Here is a 13,667-nt window from a genome sequence, read left to right as displayed (position 1 = left end):
GGCGGTGATCCGCTCTTTTGGTGAGCTGCTCAGTCCACTCGATGTGATGGGCCTCGCCCTTTTGGGCTACGCCATGCTGACCGCTACGGCTCAACCTGTTCTATGAGGGCATATGGGCACCCGACGCCTGAGGCGCAGAAATCCTCAGATTCATGCCCATGTTCAGACAGACAGAGAATGACTTGCATTCCATCGACCCTTGGAATACATATTGTCGACATAATGTCGACTGGGGTGCTCGGCAAGGGTGTCTCCATAGTCAAGGTGAGGGATGAGGCATGTCCAAGCATAATTTGACCAGCAGGTGCATTGAAGGCCGCAAAGCGTTTCGCAATCGCTTGGCGGCCTTGCCGTCAGTCGTGGCTGTTGCGACAGCTCTGGCATTTGTGCCGCAGGCTGCAGCTGCTCAAGAAACTCCAGCAGCCGAAGAAGCGAATGGCTCGGAGATTATTGTTACCGCCCGCAAGCGCGAGGAGGATGTCCAAACGGTCCCGCAGACTATCCAGGTTCTGGGCGGCAGCGATCTCGAGGAACTCGGCAAGGTAACTTTCAAGGACTTGCAATTTGAAGTTCCTGGCTTCTTCTTGGAAAACTACGAAACCCGGGCGACTATCACCATGCGTGGGGTGGGCGCTCAGGTTCCCGGTAACGGCGCGGCAGTGGCCGCGCACATCAATGGCATTTACATGCCCTCGACGGCATCGTCCCTGGGCTGGATCTTCGATGTTGGACAGATCGAAGTGTTGAAGGGCCCCCAAGGCACCCTTTATGGGCGCAATGCCACGGGCGGCGCAGTCAACATCAACACGCGCCGTCCCGGAAAGGAGTTCGATTTCGGGGCAAAGCTTGAATATGGCAGCGAAAACACGGTGCGTGCCTATGCGGGCCTTGACGCGCCACTGGGCGGGGAATGGGCGCTTCGTCTTGCCGGCACGCTTACCCGGGCTGACGGTCGCATCATCAACGTCGCGAACAACAAGCGGATCGATGGCAACGAGTTCACCGGTGTACGCCTCACACTGACCGGAAAAGCCGGGCCTGTCGATGTCGACCTGTTCGCACAATACACCAACGAAACAGGTGGCGTTGGCGAGTTTATCGCTCTGACCCCGGCTGGCAAGCCGCTCTACGGGTGGAATAAAGGTTATTACGACAATCCGACCAAGCCCGTCGGCGAGCGGGATCATTATCTCGTCGGCCTAACGCTGTCTGGTGAACTGGGAGGAGGATACTCTTGGCGCTCGGTAACAGGGTATACGGATTACAACGAGCCACGCTCCCTGCTGGACGTGAACCCGCTGCAGCAGCCCGTCCAGGTTGTCATCTCATTTCCTCAGTATGCCGAACAGTTCAGTCAGGAGCTGCAACTTGCCTACGAGGGTGAGAAGGCGAACTGGGTGCTGGGCGGCCTGTACATGGACTCCAAGGAGGGTGAGACCCGCAGGGTAGATATCGTCCCTGTCGCCAACGGATTGCTCAACAGCGCTACTGACAACACAGTCGAAACCTTTGCCGTATTCGGCGATCTGAACTATAATCTTACCGAGCAACTTCGAGCGAACCTGGGTCTGCGTTACAATAGCGATCGGGTCCGCAATCGCTTTGCCGGTAATGGCCCTGCTGACTCCCAATCGTTCGATCTGAGCAGCACGCAGAGCCAAGTCACTGGTCGTGTAGGCCTGGATTACACCACTGCTGGCGGAACGATGATTTACGCCTCGGCCTCGAAGGGTTTCCAGTCTGGTTACAATACGACTGGATTTTCGGCTAATGGAACGCCGCAACCTGCGACGGTCAAGCCTGAGGTCCTCTATGCCTATGAAATTGGTGCGAAGTCCACGTTGCCCGGCAACAACGGCTATCTGAACTTCGCCGGCTACTACTACGACTATCGTGATATGCAGGTTCGCGTCGGCGGCATTCCACTGCTTCCCGACGGGACCCCAGATCCTGCCGGGGTCCCTTTCTATACGGTCCTTAACGCAGGCAAGGCGACAATCTGGGGGCTAGAGGCCTCGCTCAGCAACTTCCGCCTGAGTGACAACCTGCGCCTCGATCTCAGTGCCGGATACCTGAACGCCAAGTTCGATGAGTACTTCACTCTGGACGACACGACGGCGCAGCCGGTCGACTACTCCGGCAACAGGCTGCCTCGAGCTCCCAAGTTCCAGGGAACTGCCGCACTGACCATTGACAAAGTCGAGGTGGGCTCAGGCGAAGCCAGCTTGCGGGTCGAATACCAGTACCGGGGCAAGGCCTTCGACAAGGCCGACAACCGTTTCATTCTGCAGTCCACCGGGCTCGTTAACGTTCTGGTCAAGTATGACATTGGCGACTGGTCGTTGCAGGCGAGCGCGAGGAACCTTACTAATCAGCGCTACTTTGCCTTCTACGATGGTCGAAATTTCGCTCCCCCGGGGCAATTCCGGACATGGATCCTGGGTCTCAGCTATCGCTACTGAGGCGGATCAGCCGGCCGGGCCCTATCGAGGGTCCGGCCTTTTACCGTTGCTGACCTGTGCTGGGATCAGTTCTACCAGGGTAATGATGCATTGCCGGATTATTCGTGGCAGCTTACTGCTACTTGATGTAGGGCCTCGCCAGCGGCAATTTGGCTTTTTGCCCGGCTTGGAGGTTAGGGATGGCTCAATCGGAACGGTCTGGTGGCAACGCAAAGAAAAGCGTGGCTAAGCCGGAACGCAAGCCTGTTCGGGGCTCGGGAGCCGATACAGTCTACCAGACGCTACGGGCAGAGATTCTCACTCTGAAATTGGAACCTGGCACGCTTCTCGATGAAACCGATCTTGCTGAACGTTTCGGGCTGTCGCGTTCTCCGATCCGTGAAGCTTTGATCAGGCTCGCGGCGGAAGGACTGGTAAAGACCTTACGCAATCGCAGTTCAATTGTTGCTCCGTTCGACATGATTGCCATACCCAGCTTTCTCGACGCTTCGGAGTTGCTTTACCGCCTGACAACAAGGCTTGCTGCGACCAACCGGACACAGGCCCAGCTTGGGCGCATAAAGCAGCTTCACGACCAGCATAGCCAGGCGACACGCGAGCGGGACATGGCGCTAATGATCCGCCTGAACCGGGAGTTTCATCTGGAAATTGCTGGCGCGTCAGGTAACGCATTTTACGCCAACTGGATGCGGCAGCTGCTAGACCAGGGTCAGCGCATCCTCGGCTCTTACCTGCTCGATGTCGCCGAGCTAGGAGATCACGATCTCGAAAGCCACTGGATTGACACTCATCTTGGCATAGTCTCCGCGATCGAAGCGCGGGATGCCGATGCTGCGGAAGCGGCTGGTATGCGCGATTTCGAGACGATTGCTATCAGAATGCAGGAGCGCCTGACCGAGCGCCCATCAAAGCGGTTGGCATTGAAGTAAAGCTCAATCGCTCAAGCGTTCATGGGGCGGCATGGGCTACCCCGTGATCGCCGCCAATGCAGTGCTAGGCTAGTTTGCAACGCGTCAGGCGTTGGTAAGCTTGTCAGGGAGCAGGCCAAGCCGGTCCCGAAGCAGCCAGCGCCCAAGTACCAGCAGGGCGACGACAGAGATCCCAGTACCCAGCCCGACCCAAATGCCCAATCCCTGCCAGCCGCGTGCAAATGCCAGCCACGCTCCAACCCCGATCCCGACCACGGAGTAGCCGGTCACGGCGAAGATCATTGGCCACCGTGTATCATGCAGGCCACGCAACATCCCTGTGCAGACGACTTGAATACCATCGACGACCTGGATCAACGCGGCGATCGCGAGGAAGGATACTGCAAGCTCAGCAACTTCCGCATCAACCTGGGTCTCGGCGCTTATGAACAACGACACAAGCAGGTCTCCTTGAGTTGCTATGAGCACTGCCACGCAGACCATAAACGCAATCGTCAGGCAGAACGCTGTCCACCCAGCCCTGCCGATCAACTCGGGATCCCGACTCCCGAACCCCATACCAACGCGAACCGTTGCCGCCTGTGCCACGCCCATTGGCACCATAAAGGCAATAGTGCCGATCTGAAGCGCGATCGCATGCGCGGCCAGAGCATTTGGACCGAACCAGCCCATCATCACCACCGCGACGATGAATATCGCGTCTTCCAGTGCCATCGCCACCCCGATCGAAACACCAAACTTCCAGAGCGTGCGAAATCGCTCCCAATCGCTCCTCCACCATCGGCCGAATAGCGAATAGCGCCGAAACCGCCGGTGCATCCTGAGGATAGCCATCATGGCCAGCAGCATGAACAGATTGGCCAGCACACTGCCAATTCCAGCTCCGACCAGCCCCAGCGGCGGCAGCCCAAAACCACCGAACATCAAGACATAGTTGCAGCCAGCATTGACGAATACACCTGCAATCCCGACGACTAACGACCAGCCGGGCCGCTCCAACACGGAGAGAAAATTCCTGATCAATAGCACCCATAGGTAGGGTAGTATCGACCACATACAGGCTCGGACATAACTGCCCGCAAGTGCTGCCAGATCGTCATCCTGGCCGAGCATTCGAAGAAGAGGAGCCGTTTGCCAAAGCACGAGCCATACAAGGCTCGAGATCGCCACGGACACCCAGAGGCCTTGCCTGAAGGTGCGACGAAGATCCTTGGCGCTATGAGCTTGCCGGCCGCGCTCGCTGGCCATCATCGGCGCTGTTGCGGTGATGAGGCCCATGCAGAATATGGCCGCAGTCATGATCAGACCGGAGCCAAGCGAAGCAGCGGCGAGCTCATTGGTCCCCAGCCAGCCAATCATCACGACATCAGTCGCTCCAATCAGCGTCAACGACAGATTTGTCAGGATCAGCGGCAAAGCAAGCCGTTGGGTCGCGCGAAATTCTGCGCGCCACGGGGAGGCAAATGTCACATCGATCATCCGCTGCTTCGAAGGGACCTTTGCTCCAAACGACGGCGGACTACATGGTGTCGGTGTTTGGTGATCGGAAACATCGCGGCAAGCAGCGCCGCTGCGATCAGGAACAGGGCAGGGAGGTAACCGTTCGCTGCCTTGAGCCCAAAGATCGCCTTGTCTGATTGGGAATCGGCCGATGGATCAAAGCCAAACAGTCCAGCAACAAGGAACGCGAACGCGGGCGCCGTTGCATAGGCAATCTTGCGCAGGACCATCCAGGCAGAAGAATAAAGTCCAGCCCTGTTTCCATTGGATTTCCAAGTGTCATAGTCAACAATGTCGCCGAAGATGGCGTAGAGCGCGACATCACGCGCGACGCCTAGGGTATAGAACAAGGCCATGTAGCCAATGAAGAAGGTCAAAGCGTTCGGTCCGGGTTCGAGCACAGCGATCATGGCCCCGGCAATGGCGCCCCCCGCCAGCCCCACGAGCAGGACCCTTGTTTTTGAAGTCCGTTTCAGCAGATGCTGCCATATCTTCAGGGACAATGTAGAAACCACGATCGCTGTCAGGAAAATGGCCGTGAAGGATGCGCCAACGCCGAGGTAAGTATCGAAAAACAGGAAAAAGAGTGCAGTCATGCAGCCCACCGCAAAGTCGGAGAGGAATGCGACTGCCAAAAACAACTGGAAGGGACGGTTCGCACGAATGGCTGCAATCGTCTCGCGAAAGCTGGACTGTTCGGCTTGAGGCACGGCCCGGCCGTTCGGTAACCAGAAAATAGCGTAAAGAATCCCAACCGGATAAGCGATCGCGATCAACCAGAACATGGCATGAAGCGCGGCAAAGTTCATTTCTGTTGAAGGCAGAAATGGGAGCAGGGGCACGAGGCTCAGCAAAATGAGGCCAGTGTTTTGCCCAAGACCTCGCCAGACTGCCAGTCGCGATCGCTCTTCGTACTTGTCAGCTAATTCGGCAGACCAGGCCGTGTACGGGATCTCGAACATCGTCCAGGCGAGGTAAAAGAAAAAGTAGCAAATCGTGAACGACCAGATCGTTGGTTCATTACCCGGAACATAAAGACCGTAGGCTGCCGGAATGGCGAGGAAGATGCTGGCAAACAGCCATGGCTTACGCCGCCCCCAGGTGCCTCTTGTCTTGTCCGAAAGTATGCCGACAGCGAGGTCGGTAGCACCATCTGTAAGACGCAAAAACAGCATGGCGATGGAAATTGACGCCAAGGCGAAACCAAACTCCTTGGCGTAGAGCCCGGGGAGGATGGCGAGCGCCGGTGCCCGCAGCATTTCGTAAGGCGCTGCGACAGCGCCATAGCCGACAAAGAGCTTGGTTGGCAGCGCACTCGCTTGCTGTCCGTCAGGCTGCGGCGAACCATCGTTCGCCTGGCTGGTGTCCACTTGGCCCGAACCGCCCATTTACCTCTCCCGGATGTGCTCAGCCGAATTTTGTGCGGGTGCGTGCATTGAATATGCCCCTTTGCTTCGGTCTCAAGCTGCTCTACTCGTGTCGACAATGAGTCGGCAACATTTATTTGGGAACGAGGTTGAACGCATGGAGGGGGGTAACACCAACAGACTGTTGCAGGCCTTGTCATCGGCACTCGGGCCTTGCGGCCTCCTGTCAAGTGACGCGCTGGGAACCAGAGCTACCAGTCTTTGGAATTCGGAGCCAATGTCTGCATTGGCAATGGCGCGGCCGAAGACGACATCTGAAGTCAGTACCGTCTTGCGTCTGTGTCATGAGGCTTCGCAAGAAGTGGTCGTAGTCGGCGGTGGTACCGGACCGGTTGCAGGCGCCGAGCCGACGGCGAACCGGATTGCCATCTCCCTTGAACGCATGAACCAGATCGAGAGCGTTGATCCGGTAAACGCCAGTTGCGTTGTGCAGGCCGGTGCTTGTCTGCAGACCGTTCAGGAGGCGGTGGCAGGCTACCATCTGCTGTTTCCACTTGATTTAGGCGCTCGCGGATCTTGCACCATCGGTGGCAACATTTCGACCAACGCCGGCGGGATCAATGTCTTGCGCTATGGATCCATGCGGAGCTTGGTTCTGGGGCTCGAAGCGGTCCTACCGGATGGCACCGTAATCTCGTCGATGAACAAGCTGCTCAAGAACAATGCCGGTTTCGACCTCAAACAGCTGTTCATCGGCTCGGAAGGCACATTGGGAATTGTAACGCGAGCTGTGTTGCGGCTGTTTCCTCAGCAGCCAGACCGACGAACCGCAATGGTCGCGCTACGCGGCTTCGATGAAGTGGCTCAGCTCCTGCAATTGGCGAAACTGAAGTTTGGCACAATGCTCTCGGCATACGAGGTGATGTGGCAATCTTATCTGGAAGAACAATTGCGTTTCAACGGGCGTCGCAGCCCCTTTGAAGAACGGCATGCCTTCTACGTGATCATCGAGACCGAAGGGGCGGACTCGCAAATAAATGAAGCCCTTCTGACCGAAACGCTCGAAACCGCTCTCGGCGATGATCTCATCGCCGATGCAGTCATTGCCAAGTCAGAGCAGGAACGACGAAACCTGTGGGACCTCCGCGAGAATCTTGAGCCATTCCTCAGCGACAAACCGTCCTTTGGCTATGATGTTGGTGTTCCTATCGGCGACATGCCGGACTACGTGAAGCTCGTAGAGAGCAATCTGAAACGCCGGTGGCCTGACAGCATCTGTTATACGATGGGTCACATTGCTGACGGCAATCTTCATTTCTTTGTCAAGCCCGGTCGTAAAGATGCTCGCAGGGAAGACTGCGATGAAGACGTTTATGGAGCCCTGGAATCTTTTGGAGGTACGATTTCTGCGGAACACGGGATTGGCTTCGAGAAGCGGGCCTGGCTCCTTCGCACACGTTCATCTCAAGAAGTTGGCATGATGCGCTTACTTAAGAATGCTTTGGACCCTAAGGGAATTCTGAATCCCGGCTGCGTCTTTGAGTGATCGCCCGCTTCCTGGATGGAGTGCAATGTGGCTTGGGCCTACTTGCTGTTAGCTGGTCTTCTGGAAATCGTCTGGGCGACTGCCATGAAATTGTCGGATGGCTTCAGTCGTCCAGGTGCCAGTGCTGTGACACTCGTTGCATCGATGGGGAGTTTTGTCTTGCTCGCCCTCGCGATGAGGTCCCTGCCCTTGGGTACAGCCTACACTGTCTGGACCGGGATCGGCGCAATCGGGGCTTTTGTCGCAGGTATCTTCTTCCTTGGTGAGAGTGCGACTGCCATCCGGCTCGTTGCCGCAATCTTGATACTGACCGGCATCGTTTTGATGAAATCAACGAGCGCAGGCTAGTTTCCAGGCTGTCCATTGCAGGACCAAGGATACCACGAAACCTGGCCAGAACGTAAAGACCTAGGAGGGGATATTGCAACCGTCATCATCAGGTTCTTCCGGGTCGGAGAAATCGGCGTGGTTCGGCGTAGCCGTGCTCATGTTCATTTCCGTAGTTGCGATCCTCGACAGGCAGATTCTGAACCTGCTTGTAGATCCGATAAGAGCCGAACTCGCTCTCACCGATATCCAGATTGGAGTCCTGCAAGGGCCAGCTTTCATGGTGTTCTATACGCTGTTCGGCTTCCCATTGGGCTGGATGGTGGATCGAATGCATCGTCTCCGGCTGCTTGCTGCTGGCATTGCCCTCTGGACCGCAGGAACGATCGCCTGCGGTCTTGCAGACAGTTATGAAGCCTTGATTGTCGCGCGGCCTATAGTGGGGATGGGCGAGGCTGTGGCGAGCCCGGCTTCAATTTCACTGATCGCCGACTATTTTCGTCCCGAGAGGCGGGCAGTGGCAACCAGCGTTTACGGAACCGCCGCCATGTTCGGAACGGGCCTGGCTCTGGTTGGCGGGGGGCTGCTGTTATCCCTCTCCGAAATCATAGGACCGCTCCAGATCGCCAGCCTGCCACCCATAGAGGGCTGGCGGTTTGCTTTTGTTGCATGTGGCCTGCCCGGCATTCTTGGCGTTTTGCTGGCTCTGTCCGCGCGTGAGCCGCCGCGCCGCCTCGAAACCTATGCCCTTGATGGCAAGGCAGGGTTGGCAAATTTCCTTTTCTCAGCCCGCAAGTGGATCCTGTCTCACTTTTCGGCAGTTTGCCTCGTGGCAATCATGTCATTTGCCTTCATGAACTGGCTGCCCTCCTACCTGATCAGGGGATATGGCTGGCAGCCTGCCAATGTGGGACTCCTTACAGGCATCCAGTTTTTGCTCCTGGGTCCGCTGGGCATCCTCGCCGGAGGCTTCATCGTGCGCCGGATGCAGCAGAAGGGAGTTTCGGATGCGGCAGCTCGCGTCCTGCGACTTGGAGCAATCCTGATCGCCTTGTCGCTTGCCAGCATGGCGGCCCCCTGGTCCAGCGATACTGTTCTACTGCCCTTGAGCCTCGCCGTGCTCTTCGTTTCGATGCTTCCAACGATATCACTGCTCGCGATCCAGCAGGCGACACCAGGTGAGTTGCGAGGCCGGATGGCGGCCATCTATTTCATTACGACGAACCTTGTCGGTTACTCACTCGGACCAATCATCACGGCTGCGTTGAATGAACGATTGTTCACCCAAAGTAGTCAGCTAGGCTATTCGCTCGGGCTGGTCGGAATAGTTCTCGGACCCTTGGCTGCCCTGCTGTTTTCGGTGTCCCTCATACACTTCAGGAAAATCGTTGCGCCAGACCGCGACTAAGGTCTGCATCGATGGTCTACTTCCGAATGAAGTAAGCACATGCCATGTTCGGTTTGATGTTTCTGCAAGACCAAACACGGTCCTTGGCTCGCATTGAGCAGCATTTACGAAAAGGATCTTGGATGATGCGCTTTTTATTTGGCCCGATAGCTGCCGCAATCGCTTTCGTTGGACCTGATTCTGCCGAATTCTTGCGTCATCCTGATGCTCCAGCCCGCGAAAGTCAGATTGGAGAAGGTGCACAGATTGTCTCGATTGCTCTAAATGATGGGACTACTCTTACAGCCGACCTCTACTTGCCTGACGGCGCAGGGCCGCATCCCGTCATCCTCGAGGTAACGCCTTACGGACGGCGCAGCACCTTCAGTTCATCGGTCGAACACGGTTTTTGGACAGGGCATGGTTACGCGTTTATCGTGGTTGATGCTCGCGGCACCGGGGCCAGCGAAGGAACGCACACTTTTATGGCAGACGCCCGGCGCGACGGGCCTCAGATTGTCGAATGGGCTGCGGCCCAGCGCTGGTCGAGCGGAAAAGTCGGTATGCGCGGCAGCTCCTACAGCGGCACCTACCCACTCCAGACGGCAATTGGTAGGCCGCAGGGGCTTGCCTGTATTAGCCCCAATGCAAACTTCCAGAGCGGATTTGACGGCCCCCCTTTCCTTGGCGGTGCCTTCATGCAAGGCTGGGCCTTGGGCTGGACGCCGCACGTAACTCCTATCCTTGCGGGCAAAGCTGCTCCAGTGGATTATGACAAACTACTCTCGCATCGCCCCCTCCTGACGGCGGACCTTGAGGCCCATGGCGTTGAAATCCCGGTCTACCGCCAGTTTCTCGAACACCAGACTTCGGACAACATGTGGGCCGAAGTTCATCTCAGTCTCGAGGATTATCGCCGGATCAATGTACCGGCGCTAACTTTCACTGGCTGGTACGACACAACATTGCCAGGTAGCATTGCTAATTATCGAGCGATGCGCGGACTTGCGGCATCTGCAGATGACCAGTGGATCATCGTCGGCCCTTGGGACCATTCCGGAGCGTCAGAAGGCGGCTATTCCCGTGACACCGGGCAGCCAATCGACAGGATCGGCGCACTTGCTGTCGAATCCAGGGGTCACAAGCCAGGCCAGCGGATGGCCCGGGAATTCTTCGACTGGTGCCTAAAGGGAACCGCCCGCCGTCCCGCATGGCCGTCCGTTCAGATGTTCGTTCCGGGCCAGAACCGTTGGATCGAGGCGGAGCGCCTTCCCAGTCCTCTTGTGAAGTCCAGAAAATTGTTTCTTGGCGGATCGGGGCGAGCCAATGCAATCTCCAGTAAGGGGCTCCTTGAAGCCGGTCCAGGTCAAAACGCGCTCGACGAGTACACGCACGATCCCGCAAATCCCGTTCGCAGTGACCTTCCGGCGAATGGCCGCAGGGTCCAGGCCGGGGGTTTACTCGGGCCGGTTGACATCTCTCACCAACTGGCGCGCCCAGACGTCCTTACTTATGCCACACCGCCTCTCACGACTCCCCTCACTCTTCTGGGAAATGCCAGGCTCTCGATCTATGTTCAGGCTGACGTGCCGGACTTTGACATAGTCGCCTTGCTTGAAGATGTAGCACCCAATGGTACTGCCATTCGTCTTGATTCCGGATGGGCCGGCGTTCTGCGCGCCCGCTATCGTGGCGGTTCTGGTCGTCTTGCGCTCTTGAAGCCAGGCCAAACCGTGAAGCTCGAAGTTAATCTGGGCGAGAAGGGGCATACACTGCGAGTCGGCCATCGCTTGCGTTTATCCGTCTTCAGTAGCGCCTACCCGTTTATCAGCGTCAATCCAGGCACCGGCAACGATATCGCCACCGACAACGCATCACCCCGTTCGGCTCGAATAACGATCCTGCGGGGTTCTTCGTATCCGTCGGCGCTGAGCTTGGAGGTTCTTGAACCAAGGGCGCAACCATCCAAATGAGCACCTAGTGGGACAGGCTAGGGGTTGGGCGAGCTGCTATCCTTGTTCGCCCAACCCCGCTGGCACTAGCGATAATCCGCAATCTCTTCGAAAGGCTTTTTGACTTTGGCATGGACGGGAACCGTCGCGCCGTCGGCCGGATATCCACACACCAGCAGAAGATAGGGTTTTTCGGAAGCTGGACGACCGCACATATCATTCAAGAAGGTCATTGGCTTGGGAGTATGGGTCAGCGTCGCTACACCGGAATGGTGCAAGGCTGAGATCAAAAAGCCCATGGCAATCCCGACCGACTCCGGAACGTAGTAGTTCTGGCGCTCGATGCCCTTGCGAATGCCCCCCTTACGTTGCCCGAAGATGGCAATGATCCAGGGTGCCGTTTCAAGGTACGGCTTCTGGTCGTCTGTGCCCAAAGGAGTGAGTGCGTCGAGCCACTCCTCGCCTGCCTTGCCGCTGTAGAAAGCGCGCTCTTCCGCTTCTGCACGCTCACGCAGTTCTTTTTTGAGTTCTGCTGATCCGATGATGGAGAAGTACCAGGGCTGGTGATTTGCCCCGCTGGGAGCGGTGCCAGCAGCTTTTACGGCGTACTCGATCACTTCACGTGGCACCGGCCGGTCGGAAAACTCGCGCACGGTGTGGCGTTTCCGCATTTCCTCGTAAAACGCTTCCGCGCGCTCGATCATCTCCGGATGAGGATAATCCATCCGGTCGGGAAGAGGTATCGCATCATGCTCTTTCATGGCCCATCACTCCTAGCTCGACCGCGGCAGTGGCAAATTCTGCCGACTCTGTGTCGACACGATAGAATGAAATGTGCTCGACGGCAATTGTGAAGTTCGGGATTTCAGGAGGATGCCTTGTTCACAGAGCAACACTAAACAGCATCAAAACTGCTCGCATCAATTCTCCAGAAACCGAGAGGTCGCTTCCACAAAGTGAGCAAGATTTGCCTGACTCAAGCCCGCAATGTTGATGCGACCGTCCGGCGCCATGTAGATCGCGCTCTCCTCCCGAAGCAGTCGTACCGCATCTGTTGAGATGGGCAGAAGCGAGAAAAGTCCGCGCTGATTGGCAACTGCGGACAGTCGCGGCAGTGAATTCGCAACAGCCTGCCGGAGCCCGTTTATCCTTTCCCGCATCGTATCTAGTTCCTCCTGCCAAACGGACCGTAGTTCCGGACTGGAAAGGATGATCCGGCATGCCGCCGCACCATGGTCCGGCGGCATGGACCACATTGCGCGCGCGGTGCCGAATAGCTGCGAGCGCACCGCATCAGCCTGAGCGAGCGTCGCCGCCTTCACAAATAGGGATCCAACACGGTCCCTGTACATCCCGAAGTTTTTGTCACAGCTGTAGGCGACAATGGCTTCAGGCAAGTTCTCGACAAACATCCTTACGGGTGCTGCATCGGCCTCAAGACCATCCCCAAGTCCATGATAGGCAAAATCGATGAGGGGAAGCAGGCCCTGGCGCTGACACAGCGCGAGTAATTCCGTCCATTCTGTACTACTTAAAGTCGCACCGGTCGGATTGTGGCAGCATCCGTGCAACAGGAGGACATCCCCTGGCTTGGCGGATGCGAGATCAGACATCATGCCATCGAAATCGATCCGCAAGGTCGCCGGATCGTAGAAACGATGGTGGCGGCTCTCAAGGCCAGTCGAGGCTATTAAAGGAAAATGGTTCATCCAAGTCGGGCTGCCCACCCAAACCGCTGAGTCCTTCGAGGCCTCTGCGAGCAATTCGAATGCAAGGCGAAGTGCGCCATTGCCCCCCGGGGTTTGCAAGCCGACTAGGCTTGGCGAAGTCGCTAGATCATCGCCCAGCGCGAGACGTGCCGTAAGATCGACAAAGCCGGAATCACCAACCGGGCCAAGGTAGGACTTGCTCTCCTGCTGCTCGACCAGGATACGTTCGGCCGCCTTGATGGCACCCAATACCGGCGTAAGACCTTGATCATCTCGGAAGATCCCCACACCAAGGTCGATCTTGTGTGGCCGTTGGTCCTCCTGGAACAGGCGGATAAGGCCGAGCAAGGAATCGGGCGCTTGTTGGGCTAGTGATCCAAACTGACTTTGATGCATAATGCTTCTCCACGTTCGCCTGGTTCTTTGCGCCAGACAGCACGATCTTGGTCGGCCATGACCTGGTTTCGGTGGTCATGCTCTCTTAGGGA

Annotated in this window: 10 protein-coding genes; 6 read left to right on the top strand and 4 right to left on the bottom strand. The window is 57.1% G+C overall.

Translation table 11 applies throughout. The features are described from left to right. Positions 1-278: 278 nt before the first annotated feature. Both HGI46_RS20870 and HGI46_RS20865 read left to right on the top strand, forming a co-directional pair. Positions 279-2,462, top strand: coding sequence for a TonB-dependent receptor (locus tag HGI46_RS20870; protein WP_118074382.1), 2,184 nt, complete (start codon positions 279-281; stop codon positions 2,460-2,462). Between the two features lie 179 nt (positions 2,463-2,641). Then, the gene (locus HGI46_RS20865; RefSeq protein ID WP_118074381.1) at positions 2,642-3,391 is read left to right on the top strand and encodes a GntR family transcriptional regulator; all 750 of its coding nucleotides are present in this window, start codon (positions 2,642-2,644) and stop codon (positions 3,389-3,391) included. Between the two features lie 84 nt (positions 3,392-3,475). On the opposite strand, the gene HGI46_RS20860 is transcribed toward HGI46_RS20865, so the two are convergent. Further along, complete coding sequence (locus tag HGI46_RS20860; RefSeq protein ID WP_168905715.1) at positions 3,476-4,870, bottom strand: MATE family efflux transporter; 1,395 nt, start codon at positions 4,868-4,870, stop codon at positions 3,476-3,478. Then, entirely contained in the window at positions 4,867-6,279 is a 1,413-nt protein-coding gene (locus HGI46_RS20855; RefSeq protein WP_168905714.1) for an MFS transporter, read from the bottom strand. The genes HGI46_RS20860 and HGI46_RS20855 overlap by 4 nt, the downstream gene beginning before the upstream one ends. A gap of 256 nt (positions 6,280-6,535) precedes the next feature. Between HGI46_RS20855 and HGI46_RS20850 the strand changes: the two genes are divergently transcribed. The 4 genes from HGI46_RS20850 to HGI46_RS20835 all read left to right on the top strand — a co-directional run bounded on the left by HGI46_RS20850 (position 6,536) and on the right by HGI46_RS20835 (position 11,491). After that, positions 6,536-7,804 (top strand): FAD-binding oxidoreductase, encoded by a 1,269-nt coding sequence (locus HGI46_RS20850; RefSeq protein ID WP_206065875.1) that lies wholly within the window; start codon positions 6,536-6,538, stop codon positions 7,802-7,804. 27 nt (positions 7,805-7,831) lie between these two features. Next, positions 7,832-8,152, top strand: coding sequence for a multidrug efflux SMR transporter (locus tag HGI46_RS20845; protein WP_118074834.1), 321 nt, complete (start codon positions 7,832-7,834; stop codon positions 8,150-8,152). Positions 8,153-8,291: 139 nt separating this feature from the next. Next, a complete protein-coding gene (locus tag HGI46_RS20840; protein WP_168905712.1) occupies positions 8,292-9,539 on the top strand; it encodes an MFS transporter in 1,248 nt (415 codons plus the stop codon). A gap of 44 nt (positions 9,540-9,583) precedes the next feature. Then, on the top strand, positions 9,584-11,491 hold the full coding sequence (locus tag HGI46_RS20835; RefSeq protein WP_168905711.1) for a CocE/NonD family hydrolase: 1,908 nt from the start codon (positions 9,584-9,586) through the stop codon (positions 11,489-11,491). 65 nt (positions 11,492-11,556) lie between these two features. Here HGI46_RS20835 and HGI46_RS20830 read toward each other — a convergent pair whose 3' ends face one another. Both HGI46_RS20830 and HGI46_RS20825 read right to left on the bottom strand, forming a co-directional pair. After that, positions 11,557-12,231, bottom strand: a complete 675-nt coding sequence (locus HGI46_RS20830; RefSeq protein WP_118074372.1) for a nitroreductase family protein — start codon at positions 12,229-12,231, stop codon at positions 11,557-11,559. Positions 12,232-12,390: 159 nt separating this feature from the next. Then, on the bottom strand, positions 12,391-13,575 hold the full coding sequence (locus HGI46_RS20825; RefSeq protein ID WP_168905710.1) for an amino acid aminotransferase: 1,185 nt from the start codon (positions 13,573-13,575) through the stop codon (positions 12,391-12,393). Positions 13,576-13,667: the final 92 nt, after the last annotated feature.

The organism is Novosphingobium sp. ERW19 (genome assembly GCF_012641315.1).
Taxonomy (GTDB): domain Bacteria; phylum Pseudomonadota; class Alphaproteobacteria; order Sphingomonadales; family Sphingomonadaceae; genus Novosphingobium.
Note: the sequence above shows the minus strand (reverse complement) of the source record. Positions and strands in the feature narration are given on the sequence as shown.

What these genes read in the sequence shown, in the direction of transcription:
- HGI46_RS20870 (WP_118074382.1), top strand. Translation starts at nt 279, where the DNA reads ATGTCCAAGCATAATTTGACCAGCAGGTGCATTGAAGGCCGCAAAGCG.
- HGI46_RS20865 (WP_118074381.1), top strand. Translation starts at nt 2,642, where the DNA reads ATGGCTCAATCGGAACGGTCTGGTGGCAACGCAAAGAAAAGCGTGGCT.
- HGI46_RS20860 (WP_168905715.1), bottom strand. Translation starts at nt 4,870, where the DNA reads ATGATCGATGTGACATTTGCCTCCCCGTGGCGCGCAGAATTTCGCGCG.
- HGI46_RS20855 (WP_168905714.1), bottom strand. Translation starts at nt 6,279, where the DNA reads ATGGGCGGTTCGGGCCAAGTGGACACCAGCCAGGCGAACGATGGTTCG.
- HGI46_RS20850 (WP_206065875.1), top strand. Translation starts at nt 6,536, where the DNA reads ATGTCTGCATTGGCAATGGCGCGGCCGAAGACGACATCTGAAGTCAGT.
- HGI46_RS20840 (WP_168905712.1), top strand. Translation starts at nt 8,292, where the DNA reads ATGTTCATTTCCGTAGTTGCGATCCTCGACAGGCAGATTCTGAACCTG.
- HGI46_RS20835 (WP_168905711.1), top strand. Translation starts at nt 9,584, where the DNA reads ATGTTCGGTTTGATGTTTCTGCAAGACCAAACACGGTCCTTGGCTCGC.
- HGI46_RS20830 (WP_118074372.1), bottom strand. Translation starts at nt 12,231, where the DNA reads ATGAAAGAGCATGATGCGATACCTCTTCCCGACCGGATGGATTATCCT.
- HGI46_RS20825 (WP_168905710.1), bottom strand. Translation starts at nt 13,575, where the DNA reads ATGCATCAAAGTCAGTTTGGATCACTAGCCCAACAAGCGCCCGATTCC.